Source organism: Streptococcus parasalivarius, from assembly GCF_054785155.1.
In genome coordinates this window covers 168,008-183,129 of sequence record NZ_BAABOB010000001.1, presented here as the reverse complement: position 1 = coordinate 183,129, position 15,122 = coordinate 168,008, and the positions used below count along the sequence as shown (strand labels likewise).

Genomic DNA, 15,122 nt, shown 5'->3' with positions numbered 1-15,122 from the left:
GTACCAGATGCCTCAACCTGAGTTTCGTAAGATTGTTTTCCATAAGATAGTATTACAATTTCGCAGCAGCTGCTTGATCCAGAATAAGAGTCACGTCTCGATGATTTTGCAAGACACTGGCTGGCACTTCCTCTGTCACCGGGCCCTTGACCATCTTGAAAATGGCATCTGCCTTCTTGTCACCATAGGCAAACAAGATAATCTTCTTGGCAGCCATAATGGAAACAATCCCCATCGAAATAGCCTTTGTAGGGACTTGGTCACGACTGGCAAAGAAACGGCTATTGGCTTCAATGGTGCTGTCAGTCAAGTCGACCACATGGGTTTGACTATCAAAAGGCGTACCTGGCTCATTAAAACCAATATGCCCATTACTTCCAATTCCTAAGATTTGCAAGTCAATGGCATGGTGCAACAAGATGTCATCGTAATCCTTAGCCGCCTGTTCCAAATCTTCAGCCATGCCGTCAGGCAAGAAGCTCTCTTTAAATGGCTTGGCGTCAAAGAGTTGAGCCTTCATAAAGGCATGATAGCTCTGCTCATGGTCCGGCGCTAAACCAACATATTCATCCAAATTGACACTGTAAAGTTCTGAAAAATCCAAGTCGCTTTCAACCATCTCTTGGTAGAGGGCGATAGGTGAACTACCTGTAGCCAACCCCAATGTTTGAGCACCCGCTGCAAGGCTCTCTTTAAGAAGATCAAAGGCAACTTTGCCTCCCTCAACTTGATTTTTAACTATAATCTTTTTCATTCTATTCACCTCGATATTGGTATATACCATTTTTCTTTATTATCTCTTTTTTTAACCTTTTTGTCAAGCGCTTTCACTCGACAAGTTTAATGACGGTCGTCCTATATCGTGCTATAATAAAAAGGCTGAACATTTTTAAACGAGGAAAGAAATGAATACAAACGATTTTGATTTTGAACTACCAGAGGAACTAATTGCCCAAACCCCATTGGAACAACGTGATGCCTCTAAACTCTTGGTCATCGATCCTGTAACCAAGGAAATGACTGATACCCACTTCGACCACATCATTGACCAGCTTAACCCTGGAGATGCCTTGGTCATGAACAATACGCGCGTGCTTCCTGCCCGCCTCTACGGTGAAAAACCTGATACACACGGCCACGTGGAATTTCTCCTTTTGAAAAATACCCAAGGTGATCAATGGGAAGTTTTGGCCAAACCAGCCAAACGCCTTAAAGTAGGTGCTAAAGTCAGTTTTGGCGATGGCCGTTTGGCTGCCACTGTCACTGAGGAACTGGATCACGGCGGACGTATCGTAGAATTTAGCTACGACGGTATCTTCCTCGAGGTTTTGGAAAGCTTGGGCGAGATGCCACTGCCACCTTATATCCATGAAAAATTAGAAGACCGTGACCGTTACCAAACGGTCTATGCCAAGGAAAATGGCTCTGCCGCTGCACCAACGGCTGGTCTCCATTTCACTCCTGAATTGCTTCAAAAGATTGAAGCTAAAGGCGTAAAATTGGTCTACCTCACCCTCCACGTTGGACTGGGAACCTTCCGACCTGTTTCAGTTGAGAATGTTGACGAACATGAGATGCACTCAGAGTTTTACACCCTCAGTCAAGACGCTGCCGATACTCTCAATAGTGTCAAAGCTGCTGGAGGTCGCATTGTTGCAGTAGGAACAACCTCAATCCGAACACTGGAAACAATCGGAAATAAATTCCATGGTCAACTCCAAGCTGACTCAGGCTGGACCAATATCTTTATCAAACCAGGCTACCAATTCACAGTCGTAGATGCCTTCTCAACTAACTTCCACCTTCCAAAGTCAACCTTGGTGATGTTGGTTTCAGCCTTTGCTGGTCGTGAATTCGTCCTTGATGCCTATAAACACGCCGTCCAAGAACGCTACCGCTTCTTCAGTTTCGGAGATGCCATGTTCGTCACACGACGTGCTGAAAAATAAATAGTGATGTTGAGACTTCTCTTACCGGGGAAGTCTCTCTTATTGCTCGTCACATTCAGAAAAAATCCACCAGTTATGAACTGATGGATTATTTTGTTTATTTCTCTGCAAACTGGCTATTATACAAATCGTAATAGAAGCCTTTATCTGCAAGAAGGGATTCATGGTTCCCTTGTTCGATGATTTGACCATCTTTAAGAACCAAAATCTTGTCTGCTTCTTGGATAGTTGACAGACGGTGAGCAATGACAAAGCTTGTTCGACCCTGCATGAGAGTCTTCATAGCCTTTTGAATCAAGAGTTCCAGACGAGTATCAACTGATGAGGTTGCCTCGTCCAAAATCAAAATTTTCGGATCAGCCAAAAGCGCACGCGCAATGGTCAAAAGTTGCTTTTGTCCCAGTGAAATGTTACTTGATTCCTGGTTCATTTCCATGTTGTAACCGCCTGGTAGCGTACGGATAAAGTGGTCCACATTGGCAGCCTTAGCGGCTTCAACAATTTCTTCGTCAGTTGCCTCAAGATTACCAAAACGAAGATTTTCTTTGATAGTTCCTTCAAAGAGCCAAGCATCCTGAAGCACCATACCAAACTGTTTACGATAATCTTGACGTGACAAGTTACGTATATCATGACCATCAACCGAGATAGAACCTGCAGTCACATCATAGAAACGCATGAGAAGATTGATAATCGTTGATTTTCCGGCACCAGTTGGGCCGACAATAGCGACCATTTCGCCAGGATTGACTTCAAGATTAAAGTCACGAATCAAAGGTTTATCAGCCACATACTGGAAGTCTACATGCTTAAAGCTAACCTGACCAGTTAAATCTCCTTCAAGCACCTCAGTAGCATCATTAGCCTCGTCTGGTTCATCCATCAGTTGGAAAATACGGTCCAAGGAAGATTTAGCACTCTGCAATTGTCCAGCCAACTGAGTCAAGTTCTGAATAGGTTGGTTAATCTGCCAAACATACTGAACAAAGGCCTGCATATTACCAATCGTCAAGCGTCCAGCCAAAACTTGCAAACCACCTAGAACAGCGACAATGAGATAGGTCAAGTCAGATAAACCATTAAGTACAGGCATCATGAGGCCTGAAATGAAATTGGCCTTAAAACCTACCTTCTGAAGGTCTTCCGTAATCTCTTTAAAGTCGTCTAAAGATCTATCCTCACGGCCAAAAAGTTTAAGCACATTGAAACCAGTCAGATTTTCCTGAACAAAACCGTTAAGAGTACCTAGGGCATCAGCCTGCTGCTTAAAGTAAGGTTGAGACTTACTCATGATAAAACGGGCACCAAAGAAAGTAATGGGAATAGTGACGACAACTATAGCTCCCAAATGAAGATTAAGATAAAGCACTGTTCCAATAACTAAGACTAGAGTAAAGACGGCATTAACAACCTGCAAGAATGATTGCTGCAAGGCATTCGAAACTGTCTCGACGTCACTAGTAAAGCGGCCCAAGAGGTCCCCAAATTGATGCTTGTCAAAGTATGAGACTGAGGTACGATTGATTTTATTTGTCATCTCATTTCGCATATCTTGAACCGTTGCTTGCACAGCATTGGTCATAAAATAGTTGGAATAGTAGGCAGCCAACTCATAAATAAGACCACGCAAGAGATAAACAACTAGAACCAAACCAACATAGGATACATTGATATGGGCGCCTTCTACCCCCTTAATGATATCCAGCGTATTTTTGGTCAGCTCTGTAATAGCTAAACCAATGACTACGGGTTCAATGACACTCATGATGACACTAACAATTTTCAAGAAAATGGCTAGGTAAAGTGGGAAACGATAAGCCTGCAAGTATGACCAAAGACGGCCAAAACTTGAGGAATGATTTGTTTTCTTTTTATTATTCTTCATTTTGACCTCCTTCTAGTCTTCCGTAAGACTCTTTTGATTCAATTGTGAATTAGCAATTTCACGGTAAATGTCATTGCTTTCCATAAGCTCTTCGTGACGGCCACGACCAACGATTTCACCCTTATCCAGAACGATAATCTGGTCTGCATCCATGATAGTTCCCACACGTTGCGCCACAATCAAGACTGTCGCATCCTGAGTCACTTCTTTCAGACGACGGCGCAAGGTCGCATCAGTCTTGTAGTCCAAGGCAGAGAAGGAATCATCAAAGATATAAAGATCAGGACGTTTAACCACCGCACGTGCAATTGACAAACGCTGCTTCTGTCCACCAGAAAGGTTGCTACCACCCTCAGCCAAGTGAGAATCATAGCGTTCTTCCTTACTTTCGATAAATTCCTTGGCTTGAGCCACATCAGTAGCTTGATTCAATTCTTCATGACTGGCATTTTCCTTACCATAACGGATATTTTCACCGATAGTCCCTGTAAAGAGTAGGGCTTTTTGTGGAATAAAGCCAATCTTACGACGAAGAGCCTTAAGATTGTAGTCACGGACATCTACACCATCAACAAGAATGCGTCCAAGTGTTACATCATAAAAGCGTGGAATCAACTGTACAAGTGATGATTTTCCTGAACCCGTTGATCCGATAAAGGCAATGGTTTCACCAGGTTTTGCCTTGAAGGAAATATTATGTAGGACAGGACTCTCCGTTTCACCAGGATAGGCAAAGGTCACATTATCAAACTCCAAATATCCCTTAGTCTCAGTCTCTGTCACCCCATCTTCATTTGGATTGATAGAAATAGGCATGTCCATAATTTCCTGCAGACGTTCACTAGATACCGCCGTACGAGGATACATGGTAAAGAGGTTGGCTAGGAAAAGGAAAGACAAGAGTGCATGGAAGCTATACTCAATAAAGGCAACCAAGTCCCCGATAGCTAAAGTCCCAGAGCCTAATGGCTCAAGGGCAAACCAAACAATAGCCACAATCATAGCGATGATGATTTGTACAAAAAGTGGCTCGGTCAAACCAGTCAATTTAAAAAGCTTGCTGGAATTATCCGCATAGACAGCATTTTCAGAAGCAAACTTCTTCTCTTGGAAATCTTCTCTAGCGAAAGCTCGAATGACACGAAGTCCAGTCAGATTTTCACGAGCATACTGGTTAATCTTGTCGAGAGTTGCCTGTTGCTTTTCAGAAAGCGGACGCGTTTTTACCGCCACATACCAGACTACTACGGCTAGGAAAGGCAAGGAGATTGCCACAATCCAAGCCAAAGATGGACTTGTCGTCAAAATCAAGAAGACACTGGAAACCATCATCAAAGGAGTGATAACCCCTAGCTTAAGAACCTGATCCGCAAACTGCATAAGCACAAAAGCATCTGATGTAATACGAGTCACCAAAGAGGATACCCCAATCTGCTCATACTCGTGGTGGGAATACTCCTGAAGCTTAGCATAAATGTCATTACGCATAACTTGCACCATAGTAGTGGTCAACTTACCAACCGCATAGGACAGAAGTATACGACCAACAATCCCAGTCAAAACTACACCAAACATGACCCAAGCATAAGCGTAAAGCTTATCAACATCACCACGGTTTATTCCCTCATCAATCATTCTGGCAAGAACCGTCGGCAAACCCAAGTTAGCAATAACAAATAAAATGGCTGCCGTAAAATTCATTGCTAGCCACTTAGGATAACGTCTGAGATAAGACCAAATATAAGCCATAAATTTCTCCTTTTCTTTTTAGCATTTACCATGCCTTTAAGATTTTTATAGTTATTTACAACCACTAAAGCCGTAAAAGACACAGAAAAAGGGCGTGACAAGCACGCACATCACCTACATTCTAACAAATGAAAATATTAAAAGCAATAGAAAAAACCAGAGCTTATGCCCTGGTTTTCTTTATTAAGCGACTTGATATGTTCACGGATAAAAAGAAGTTCACCAAGTTCCTGCTCCAAATCTTTTAACTGACGACTGAGTGTCAGCTGAGTAATCATCAGCTTCTCAGCTGCCTTGGAGATACTCCCCTCCTCAGCAATAGTAATAAAATAACGAAGCACTCTTAACTCCATGCCATCTTCCTAATTTTCCTCATAAGATTTAAACGGTTGATTCTTCTCAGGATATCGGTCTGGTGTAATGGCGAGTCCCATTTGCTCTTTTTCGTGATATAACTCTTTCATAAGCGACCACATCATCAACACTAGTACTATGGAAAATGGAAAAGCGACAATAATGAGCGTGTTTTGTAAAGCTGTCAATCCACCAGAAAACATGAGTGCAATAGCAATCAAGGCCAGCATGACACCCCAAACCACCTTTTTACGATTACTTGGATTTAGATCGCCATCTTCAGACAACATGGCCAAAACATAGGTGGCAGAATCCGCCGAGGTCACAAAGAAGGTTAAAACTAAAATAATTGCCAGGAGTGAAAGGACACTTCCCAGAGGATATTCATTAAAAGAGGCAAAAAGAATTTCTTCTGTGGCAAAACGTATCAAATTAACCCCCGAATCTTGTAGTGAAGTAGATAAGGTACCAAAAGCAGAAAACCAGATAAAACTAAGGACTGTTGGTGCCAAAAGCACTACTGTCAAAAATTCGCGAATAGTCCGACCTTTTGAGATACGGGCAATAAAGACGCCCACAAAAGGTGACCAGGAAATCCACCATGCCCAGTAAAAAATGGTCCATTGGTTAATCCAAGCCCGCTTGGTCTCATCAAAAGCCGCCGCCCGAAAACTCATACGGAAGAAGTTTTGAAAATAAAGGCCGATAGAGTCTGTCATGGTGTCAAATATCTTAACCGTTGGCCCCAAAACTATGACTCCAGCAAGCAAGACAACAGCTAAAATCAAGTTTGTATTAGATAGGATTTTAACACCCTTTCCTAAACCTGATAAGGCAGAAATAAGAAAAAGAATTGTCGCAATGATGATAATGATGACTTGCACAAGACTATTATTAGGAATACCAAAGACATAGGAGAGACCACCATTGATTTGTGAGGCACCAAAGCCGAGCGTTGTCGCTACCCCAATCACTGTCGCAATAATGGTGATGGTATCGATAATGGTTGCTATTGGTCCGTCCGCATATTTTCCAAAAAGAGGCTTAAAGACGACTGAGAGCTGATATTTCTCCCGTTTACGAAAGCCAAAATAAGCCAAAGACAATCCCACCAGGGCATAGACCGCCCAAGCATGAAATCCCCAGTGAAAAAAAGTAAAACGAAAAGCATCTGCGAGAGCATCCGCACTGCCTATTTCTGCATTGGGCGTCGAGATAGCAAAGTGACTCAAAGGCTCTGCTGCCCCATAAAAGACCAGCCCAATCCCCATTCCAGCAGAAAACATCATGGCAATCCATGACGTCGTCGAATGCTCTGGCCGACTCGTGGGATTACCCAAGCGAATCTGCCCTATCGGACTTACAATTAAAAAGACACAAAAAATTAAAATCCCCGTAACCAATAACAAGTAAAACCAGCCAACACTAGTTGTTAAGAGATTTTTTAAGTAAAAACTAATATTTTGAAACTGCTGGGGAACAAAGAGCCCTAACAAGACTAAAATAAATATTATGACGAGTGAAAGCTGAAAAACTTTTGTTATTTTAGAATGCTTCACCATTTTACCTCCTTATGTGTTCTTAGTTATAGAAAGTTTTTGAGAAAACTTAAAATTCTATATGGTTTCATTGTAACACAATTCTTTAATTTATACATATAACAACCGAATACTTCCAACATATTCGCACCGTATTCTTCAAATATTTGACTAATCTTTTGAGAAAGAGATCCCTTTTTCTTTTGTAATATTCTTGATTTTAGCTTTGAAACTATTAGCATTTGAAAATTTCACGACAAGACCTCCACATATGATTGTAGTTTTTCGGTTACTTTAAATAGTTGTGCATAGTGATACAACTTGGCATAATCAACAGCTCCTTTTTTAAAGTAAGCTTGAAAAGCTGGAGCAATAACTTGAATATCGACATGATAAGCTGTTCTCAAACACTCCACTAATGTTCGTTCCATATCATATACTGAGATAAACTGTCCAGCCTGTCGCTCCAGTCTAATAATACCGATTTCATGATACTTTCTAGCGACAATTGGCTTGACACCAGCTTCTTTCATTGGCCTCGTATTTGTCCCGAAAGGAAAAGTCATCACAGGCTCAAATGGAATGGTAAGGGACAGACCATGTAACCAAAGTGCTGTTTCTAAGGAATAAATTCCTTTTGGAAAACGGTACTGTAAACTAAAATAGTCATCGATATAGGTATCTGGCAGATGATAGATACCTCTTTCAATTGATTCCACTTTCCCTTTTGAGACTAATTGATTCAGTTGTTGATAAGAAAAGTTAAGCTCTTCCATATCACGAAAAGTTAGTACTCCATGATTATTTTTAATATAATTATAAACGGGTTTCTCTAACAAATCCATATCACCACCTCCAAAACAATATGCTAACAAATCAAGTCATTGTTAGCATATCCTTTTTTATTTCGTCGTATACGCAAAACTCAAGTTACTATCCACTCCAGATAATTTACAGAAGGTATAGTTTGGATTGCCATTGTAATTGGTTTCGGAGATAAGGAATGAGCCATTTGGGTAGAGTTTTTCGACGAAAGCCACATGTCCGTATTCTGCTAGTGTACCATGTCCTCCTCCCGCAAAGGAAATAATAGCTCCTGCTTGTGGACTTGTCCCTGTCTCCCCACCGAGACTTGCGGCTGTTCGTACCCAATCTTGGCCATTACCCATGGTACTGATAATTTGAATCTTCTCACCGTTTTTTCCTTTGAGTTTTAGACCCAGTTGGTTAATACGGGCTGCGACTCCCCAAGTACATTGGCCGTAAGCATACCCCATACCATCACCACCTCCTGGAATAGAGTTTTCAAAAAGGTCTCCTCGTACAGCTTCAAGTGCTTTTAGATCACTTTGTGCTGTCCCGCCGTTGGGTTGACTAAAGCCTTTTTCAATTTGGTAATACCACTCACTGGCTCGTGTCTGACGTTCAAGTAGTTTATCACCACTATTTCCTTCCCAGTAAATGAGAAAGAGTTGGGCGATATTTTGCAAGATTGGTACTAGACTCATATTCCAAGAGCTAACTGTTGAGGTTTGTTCGGCGAAGTCTGGGATTTCTCCGACATTAGCAAACTCATCCAGATAGCTTCTAACATGGATAGGCAGTTGCCCTTTAAAGTCCACATCAGCCTGTCTGGTCAAAGTGGAGAAAACCATAGAGAAAAATAAAGCAGATAGAAAACGAAAGGTAGTATCATTATCTGGAATAACAAGATAGACCATAGTCTTCTGAGTGCCCCACGTTTTCAAGTCCATAGAGTCTTTTTGAGTCAAATCAATCACCGATTGGATATTAAAAAGGGTAAACTTCGCTGTTGTGACCGCAATCACCGAATCCAACGTCTTATCCTTATAGTATTGAAAATCTGCCCAGTTTCTCATGGTAAAGTTCTCGTGACCGTATTTTTTAGCGTAATCTTCAAACAAGACTTTTGGGAGTTTATAATAACGCTCTGATGTCTGAAATTGATTAGCAGTAATACGTTTCATGATTATCCCTCCAAGACTAAAATTCCAAAATTCCCGAATTCATCAAATCAGATTAAACCTGTTTGTTCCATTTCATTTACCAGTTGAGTTGCTTTTAGATTATCAACTCCCATGATGGTCATGATATGGCTCTTCACGATTTGACGTGATGACTGTTCTTCCTTTTGCATAATTACCTCCGAAACGCAAAAAAAGGGGTAGACGATCTAGTGTCTACCCCCGAAAGTTTATTAAAACAAAAATCCTGCCAAAGAATTTTTGGCAGGAAACCAAATCAATTTATCAGTTTCTATCAATCGCTTATCGCAATAAAAAACCAGAGCTTATGCCCTGGTTTTCTTTATTAAGCGACTTGAGTCGTTACCTTATTATTTAAGAGTAACTGAAGCTCCAGCTTCTTCAAGTTTAGCTTTGATTTCTTCAGCTTCAGCTGCAGCAACACCTTCTTTAATAACTGATGGTGCACCGTCAACGATAGCTTTAGCTTCTTTAAGACCTTCGCCTGTGATTTCACGTACAACTTTGATAACGCCAACTTTTTTGTCGCCTGCAGATGTCAATTCAACGTCGAATGAATCTTTAGCAGCACCAGCGTCAGCAGCACCAGCTGCAGCAGCAGCTACAGGAGCAGCAGCAGTTACGCCAAACTCTTCTTCGATAGCTTTTACAAGGTCGTTCAATTCAAGGATTGAAGCTTCTTTAATTTCAGCAATAATGTTTTCAATGTTCAATGCCATTGTGATTTCCTCCAAATGTGTTTTTTAATATAGTGTTTTAAACGTAGCTTAGGCTACGAGTTGTGAAGATGGGCTTATGCAGCACCGTCTTCTTTGCTTTCTGCAACAGCTTTGACAGCGTATGCAACGTTGCGCACTGGCGCTTGAAGTACAGAAAGGAGCATAGAAAGCATACCTTCTTTGTTTGGAAGTGATGCAAGAGCGTTGATTTCTTCGACTGAAGTGAACGCACCGTCAACAACACCACCTTTGATTTCAAGAGCTTCTGCGTCTTTAGCAAATTCGCTAATAACTTTTGCTGGTGCGATAACATCTTCGTTTGAGAATGCTACTGCAGATGGACCAACAAAAAGTTCTTTAAGGTCTTCAAGACCTGCTTCTTCAGCTGCACGGCTCAAGATAGAGTTTTTGATAACTTTAAATTCAACGCCTGATTCACGAAGATTACGACGAAGAACTGTATCTTGGTCAACTGTAAGTCCACGAGAGTCAACAACAACGATAGATGCTGCTGCTTTCATTTTCTCAGCGACGATAGCAACCTGTTCAGCTTTCTTAGCAATAATAGCTTCACTCATTAGTAGTTTTACCTCCGTTTTTATTTTTGGGCTAGGCACAAAAAAATCGTACCTAAACCTAGACACGAAAGTACAATACGTTACAAAAAAATAGTTACGTTTTGTGCCTCGGTTGGATGTTTATGAGTTTAACTCCCCAACTGTCTTAGGTCAGTTTTTTCAAACCTTATTTATAATATCATGACCTAAATCAGACGTCAAGAAAAAAATACATTTTTTTTATTTTTTTCTCTATCTTTTTTTGAAGACCATAAAACCTCTCAAAATCTAAAGATTTCAAGAGGTTATTTCTAATCATATCTAAGAGCTTCGATAGGATCGAGTTTGGAAGCTTTATTAGCCGGTAGAAGGCCAAAGATAATCCCTACAGCTGCTGAAAAGGCTATGCTTCCCATGGCTACACCAAGAGAAACCGTCGCTTTAAGGTCCATGGCATTCCCAATGGGTCCAACGACTAGGGCTGCAAAGCCTAGCCCAATCAAACCTCCCAGAATGGTCAGAACCATGGACTCAATCAAAAACTGCGTCAAGATTTTACGACGTGTGGCACCTAAAGCCTTACGAAGACCAATCTCTCGTGTCCGCTCAGTTACCGAAACCAGCATGATATTCATGACACCGATACCACCAACTAAGAGTGAAATCCCAGCAATAGCTCCGACAACGGTGGTAATGGTTCCAAAGATCGTGTTCACCTGATCTAGGGCCGAACTCATATCTGCTGCCTTATATTCTCCATTGTCATCTTGGGCCAACTGGGTCAAGCGTTTAGCAGCATCCTTAGCAACGCTACTACTATTTTTCACATCGGTCACATGGAAAAAAATCTGGCCAATAGCATCAGTGTTATTTTCAGCCGCTAACTGGGTATTGGCCACAAGAGCTGTTCCAATTTCACCATAAGCACCGATTACTGTGTCTTTATTCTTATAAACACCAATCACACGATAATCATTGTTCCCAATAGTAACCACTTGGTTAAGGGCATCCCCATTTGTCTCAAAGAGTTTTTTAGCCACCATCTGATCAATGACAATAACTCGTGAAAAGTTTTTATAATCATTGTCTTGCAAGGAACGTCCTGTCAACATTTCTAACTTTTTGGCTTTAAAGTAGCCCTGACTGGCACCTGTGATATTAACATTCTTAACAGTCTTTTTTTGGAGGGAGATCGAGGAAGTTAGGCTGTTGGTCACAAAATAACTATCGATACCTGGCGTCTGCTTAGCCACTTGCTCTAACCAAACTTCTTTAACCGGTTTGGTAGGTTGTGCCAAATCTGCATAAGCAGGATCTAGCTCCTCACCCTTGGCTTCATAGTAGACTTGAACTGTATCCTTGTCACCAGTCACACTATCGGTAACACTCTGACGCATTCCATTTCCTAGCCCCATGATAAGTACTACCGCAGCAACACCAATGATGATTCCCAACATGGTCAGGAAGGACCTCATCTTGTGTGAACGGATAGAACTAAGAGCAAATTTCCAATTTTCCATTCCTACCTCCTAGTCAATCCGAACGCTATCAGTCGTATCCTGGGTAATTTCCCCATCGCGGATGACAATCTTACGTCGGGCATAGTCCGCAATCTCTGGCTCATGAGTAACCATGATGATAGTCTTTCCTTCACGGTTTAGCTGGGTTAAGAGCTCCATAATCTGCATCCCTGTCTTGGTATCAAGAGCACCCGTAGGCTCATCCGCCAAAATGATTGCCGGATCGTTAGACAATGCACGCGCAATGGCAACCCTCTGCTTCTGTCCACCAGACAGCTCCGATGGTAGGTGATGGCTACGGTCTGACAAGCCAACTTTTTCCAAGAATTGTTGTGCCCTTTGCTTACGTTCACGTGGAGATTTCCCTGCATAAATCAAAGGAAGCTCTACGTTCTTTTGGGCACTTAACTTTGGCAAGAGAAAAAACTGTTGAAAGATAAAGCCAATCTGGTCATTTCTTACCTTGGCTAGGCGATTTTCAGAGAGTTCTGCCACATCCTCGCCCTCGAGTTGATAGGAACCTGTAGTCGGTTGATCAAGAAGACCGATAATATTCATAAGGGTTGATTTCCCTGATCCAGAAGGGCCCATGATTGCCACGAAGTCCCCTTCTTCTACCGATAAGTCAATCCCCTTAAGGACCTGCAAGGACTCTTGACCATTTTTGAAAGACTTGGTGATACTCTTTAAAACCATAAGTGCTGGCTTAGTCACTAGACCTCACCTCTTCTCCACTAGTGTCTTTTGATTGTTTGCTATCAGCATCCGTCACATCTTTTAGGGTTTCGCCATCCTTAAAGGATTTATCTGCCTTGGTGATAACTTTTTGACCTTCTTTAAGTCCTGAAGCAATTTCCTGTTGCTTGGCATCCGCATTGCCAAGTTTGACCTTGACTTGCTTGATTTTCTGAGTTTCATCATCGTAAACCCAGACATAGTTGTCAGAGCCTTTCTTGGTCACAGCAGTTACAGGAACCAACAAGGCATCATCATCTTTTGTCACTTCAAGAGATACATTAAAACCTTGTTTCAGTTTTCCGATAGGACTAGTCAATTGAACCTTGTATTCATACTGAGAACCTGATTGACCTGAGTTGCCAGATGTCCCCGTTGACTGGTTGGCATTTTGCTTAGGATAATTGGAAACATAGCTGACCTTCCCTGTCCAAGTTTGATCAGGGTATACTTTGGAAGTAATCTTGACCTTTTGCCCCACTGAAATATTTGGAATGTCATATTCTGTTAAGGTCCCTTGAATCTCAAATTGGCCTTCACTTGTCACATGAACTAGGGTTTGGCTCTCTTTTGAAGCAGGGTCCACAGAGTCCGCAACTTCAACGACTGTTCCATTAGCATCTGAAACAATCACTGTTTGGTTGAGAACATCTTGTGCCTTTTCTAGCTCTGATGCTGCATTGGCAATGGCATCATTATAATCTTGCAAGGTTTGGTAATTACTTGCCTCGGTTTGCTGACGCTGTTGAGGACTAACGGTAGTTGTCGAATCATCCTCATCCGAATCACTACTTGTTTGTGTTGAAGCCGCAGGAGCCGTCCCATACTGTTGGAAATAATTACGGTCACGAACTGCCTTATTGTAGGCACGACTAGCCGTATCATAAGCCGCTTGGGCTGAGGTGCTGTCGTATTGGACCAGTTGCTGACCAACGCTAACTTCCTCACCAACAGAGACTGTCACAGTGGCATTGCGTCCAATAGTATTATCAAAATAAACGTACTGTTCCGACCGAGCCTTCACCATGCCAGTCAGAAGGGTGGACGAGGCCAACTGCCCCTTGGTTACCTTACTTGCTGTAGGGGACTCGGAAGCCTTATCATCTTTGCCACCACCTGCAAAAAGGTTAAAACCTAGGACCAAAAGGACAAGGAAGCCAATGCCTCCAATGATCCAAACTCTTTTTTTATTTTTAAATAACTTTGGACTGATTTTCTTTCGCATAAGTCTGTCTCTCTTTTCTTTTGTATCACATAAATAAAACAATTGTAATACTTTTAACTTTCAGTGTCAACGGCCTTCGCTTACATCCATGACACCATAGTGCAGCTTTTGATTGGGACGAATCTGACGTTCAAACCCAAGTTCCTCAAAAACGGTATCTCGAAAATGCGCCTTGATGATAATTTTTTCTCGTGCGACACGCTTAGCCTCATTTAACCATTCTTCAGTCAGACGGCTGCCATTGGCCAAAGGTTTGATAGCTTGTAGATTTTCCGATTCCTTGATAGTCTCTGAAAACATAGGATCGGCATAGATGATATCAAAAGAGTGATTAGCCTGGGATTTCAAAAAGGATAAGCTATCGCTCTTAATAGCCTTAATAGAACGCATGGCCTTTTCAAGCTGCTTGTCATCTGTCTGATATGTGGCCAGACCACGAGAAACCACCTGAAAAATCACTTCTTGACTCTCAAGGGCAGTCACCTTATTTCCCGCTGCCGCCATAACAAGACTATCAGAAGCCAGACCCATGGTCGTGTCGAGAATAGACTTGGAAGACGAACCCAAGAGATTGACTAGAGCATCGTGTGGTGCCTTAATCCGAAGAACTGCTGTATCTGGATGAAAGGACAGCTCACTGCCATCCTCATTGACAAAAGACAATCTGTCTTTATATAGAAGATAAAAAGCTCCAAATCGCTCTAAACATTTTGCCAAGGATAACTTGCGACGAGGTTGATAGTCAGCTCCCAGTTCGTGAGCTAATTCTTGGGCACGCGCAATCAAGGCCTCATTTTCACGTAAAGATGTGGTAATAATCATGTTACTAGTATAGCAGAATCTTAGGAAACAAAACCATAGTCTTAGCTTTCATTTTTGACCCAT

At 41.9% G+C, this 15,122-nt stretch carries 15 protein-coding genes, 1 pseudogene and 1 other annotated feature; of the genes and pseudogenes, 1 reads left to right on the top strand and 15 read right to left on the bottom strand.

What is annotated here, in order from left to right:
- Positions 1-52: 52 nt before the first annotated feature.
- Positions 53-754 (bottom strand): glucosamine-6-phosphate deaminase, encoded by a 702-nt coding sequence (locus tag ACYVQ1_RS00875; protein ID WP_461249514.1) that lies wholly within the window; start codon positions 752-754, stop codon positions 53-55.
- A 151-nt stretch (positions 755-905) separates the two neighbouring features.
- Between ACYVQ1_RS00875 and queA the strand changes: the two genes are divergently transcribed.
- On the top strand, positions 906-1,949 hold the full coding sequence (gene queA, locus ACYVQ1_RS00870) for a tRNA preQ1(34) S-adenosylmethionine ribosyltransferase-isomerase QueA (RefSeq protein ID WP_461249513.1): 1,044 nt from the start codon (positions 906-908) through the stop codon (positions 1,947-1,949).
- Between the two features lie 97 nt (positions 1,950-2,046).
- Here the strand turns inward: queA and ACYVQ1_RS00865 are convergent, their stop codons facing one another.
- The 14 genes and pseudogenes from ACYVQ1_RS00865 to ACYVQ1_RS00800 all read right to left on the bottom strand — a co-directional run bounded on the left by ACYVQ1_RS00865 (position 2,047) and on the right by ACYVQ1_RS00800 (position 15,059).
- The gene (locus tag ACYVQ1_RS00865; protein ID WP_461249512.1) at positions 2,047-3,834 is read right to left on the bottom strand and encodes an ABC transporter ATP-binding protein; all 1,788 of its coding nucleotides are present in this window, start codon (positions 3,832-3,834) and stop codon (positions 2,047-2,049) included.
- A 12-nt stretch (positions 3,835-3,846) separates the two neighbouring features.
- The gene (locus tag ACYVQ1_RS00860; protein WP_461249511.1) at positions 3,847-5,583 is read right to left on the bottom strand and encodes an ABC transporter ATP-binding protein; all 1,737 of its coding nucleotides are present in this window, start codon (positions 5,581-5,583) and stop codon (positions 3,847-3,849) included.
- Between the two features lie 137 nt (positions 5,584-5,720).
- Positions 5,721-5,936: a LysR family transcriptional regulator gene (locus ACYVQ1_RS00855; protein WP_139724129.1), complete on the bottom strand. Its 216-nt coding sequence runs from the start codon at positions 5,934-5,936 to the stop codon at positions 5,721-5,723.
- A gap of 9 nt (positions 5,937-5,945) precedes the next feature.
- Entirely contained in the window at positions 5,946-7,499 is a 1,554-nt protein-coding gene (locus ACYVQ1_RS00850; RefSeq protein WP_461249510.1) for a BCCT family transporter, read from the bottom strand.
- A gap of 165 nt (positions 7,500-7,664) precedes the next feature.
- Positions 7,665-7,730: pseudogene (locus ACYVQ1_RS00845) on the bottom strand (nucleotidyl transferase AbiEii/AbiGii toxin family protein); the annotation flags it as partial.
- Positions 7,727-8,320 (bottom strand): type IV toxin-antitoxin system AbiEi family antitoxin domain-containing protein, encoded by a 594-nt coding sequence (locus ACYVQ1_RS00840; RefSeq protein WP_461249509.1) that lies wholly within the window; start codon positions 8,318-8,320, stop codon positions 7,727-7,729. The pseudogene ACYVQ1_RS00845 and the gene ACYVQ1_RS00840, both read right to left, overlap by 4 nt.
- A 57-nt stretch (positions 8,321-8,377) precedes the next feature.
- The gene (locus ACYVQ1_RS00835; RefSeq protein WP_461249676.1) at positions 8,378-9,454 is read right to left on the bottom strand and encodes a type IV secretory system conjugative DNA transfer family protein; all 1,077 of its coding nucleotides are present in this window, start codon (positions 9,452-9,454) and stop codon (positions 8,378-8,380) included.
- 56 nt (positions 9,455-9,510) lie between these two features.
- Positions 9,511-9,633 carry a hypothetical protein gene (locus ACYVQ1_RS00830; protein WP_002269975.1) on the bottom strand — a complete coding sequence of 41 codons (123 nt, stop codon included), beginning with the start codon at positions 9,631-9,633 and terminating at the stop codon, positions 9,511-9,513.
- A gap of 198 nt (positions 9,634-9,831) precedes the next feature.
- Positions 9,832-10,200: a 50S ribosomal protein L7/L12 gene (gene rplL / locus ACYVQ1_RS00825; protein WP_004183006.1), complete on the bottom strand. Its 369-nt coding sequence runs from the start codon at positions 10,198-10,200 to the stop codon at positions 9,832-9,834.
- Between the two features lie 74 nt (positions 10,201-10,274).
- A complete protein-coding gene (rplJ, locus tag ACYVQ1_RS00820) occupies positions 10,275-10,778 on the bottom strand; it encodes a 50S ribosomal protein L10 (RefSeq protein ID WP_003095623.1) in 504 nt (167 codons plus the stop codon).
- A gap of 31 nt (positions 10,779-10,809) precedes the next feature.
- Positions 10,810-10,946 (bottom strand) — a sequence feature (ribosomal protein L10 leader region).
- A gap of 122 nt (positions 10,947-11,068) precedes the next feature.
- Positions 11,069-12,277, bottom strand: coding sequence for an ABC transporter permease (locus tag ACYVQ1_RS00815; RefSeq protein WP_461249508.1), 1,209 nt, complete (start codon positions 12,275-12,277; stop codon positions 11,069-11,071).
- Positions 12,278-12,286: 9 nt separating this feature from the next.
- Positions 12,287-12,973: an ABC transporter ATP-binding protein gene (locus tag ACYVQ1_RS00810; protein WP_155124436.1), complete on the bottom strand. Its 687-nt coding sequence runs from the start codon at positions 12,971-12,973 to the stop codon at positions 12,287-12,289.
- 10 nt (positions 12,974-12,983) lie between these two features.
- Complete coding sequence (locus tag ACYVQ1_RS00805) at positions 12,984-14,237, bottom strand: efflux RND transporter periplasmic adaptor subunit (RefSeq protein WP_461249507.1); 1,254 nt, start codon at positions 14,235-14,237, stop codon at positions 12,984-12,986.
- Positions 14,238-14,303: 66 nt separating this feature from the next.
- Positions 14,304-15,059, bottom strand: a complete 756-nt coding sequence (locus tag ACYVQ1_RS00800; RefSeq protein ID WP_461249506.1) for a class I SAM-dependent methyltransferase — start codon at positions 15,057-15,059, stop codon at positions 14,304-14,306.
- Between the last annotated feature and the right edge of the window lie 63 nt (positions 15,060-15,122).

Excerpts from the sequence above, each read along its gene's own strand:
- ACYVQ1_RS00875 (WP_461249514.1), bottom strand. The coding sequence starts at position 754 with ATGAAAAAGATTATAGTTAAAAATCAAGTTGAGGGAGGCAAAGTTGCC.
- queA (WP_461249513.1), top strand. The coding sequence starts at position 906 with ATGAATACAAACGATTTTGATTTTGAACTACCAGAGGAACTAATTGCC.
- ACYVQ1_RS00865 (WP_461249512.1), bottom strand. The coding sequence starts at position 3,834 with ATGAAGAATAATAAAAAGAAAACAAATCATTCCTCAAGTTTTGGCCGT.
- ACYVQ1_RS00860 (WP_461249511.1), bottom strand. The coding sequence starts at position 5,583 with ATGGCTTATATTTGGTCTTATCTCAGACGTTATCCTAAGTGGCTAGCA.
- ACYVQ1_RS00855 (WP_139724129.1), bottom strand. The coding sequence starts at position 5,936 with ATGGAGTTAAGAGTGCTTCGTTATTTTATTACTATTGCTGAGGAGGGG.
- ACYVQ1_RS00850 (WP_461249510.1), bottom strand. The coding sequence starts at position 7,499 with ATGGTGAAGCATTCTAAAATAACAAAAGTTTTTCAGCTTTCACTCGTC.
- ACYVQ1_RS00840 (WP_461249509.1), bottom strand. The coding sequence starts at position 8,320 with ATGGATTTGTTAGAGAAACCCGTTTATAATTATATTAAAAATAATCAT.
- ACYVQ1_RS00830 (WP_002269975.1), bottom strand. The coding sequence starts at position 9,633 with ATGCAAAAGGAAGAACAGTCATCACGTCAAATCGTGAAGAGCCATATC.
- rplL (WP_004183006.1), bottom strand. The coding sequence starts at position 10,200 with ATGGCATTGAACATTGAAAACATTATTGCTGAAATTAAAGAAGCTTCA.
- rplJ (WP_003095623.1), bottom strand. The coding sequence starts at position 10,778 with ATGAGTGAAGCTATTATTGCTAAGAAAGCTGAACAGGTTGCTATCGTC.
- ACYVQ1_RS00815 (WP_461249508.1), bottom strand. The coding sequence starts at position 12,277 with ATGGAAAATTGGAAATTTGCTCTTAGTTCTATCCGTTCACACAAGATG.
- ACYVQ1_RS00810 (WP_155124436.1), bottom strand. The coding sequence starts at position 12,973 with ATGGTTTTAAAGAGTATCACCAAGTCTTTCAAAAATGGTCAAGAGTCC.
- ACYVQ1_RS00805 (WP_461249507.1), bottom strand. The coding sequence starts at position 14,237 with ATGCGAAAGAAAATCAGTCCAAAGTTATTTAAAAATAAAAAAAGAGTT.
- ACYVQ1_RS00800 (WP_461249506.1), bottom strand. The coding sequence starts at position 15,059 with ATGATTATTACCACATCTTTACGTGAAAATGAGGCCTTGATTGCGCGT.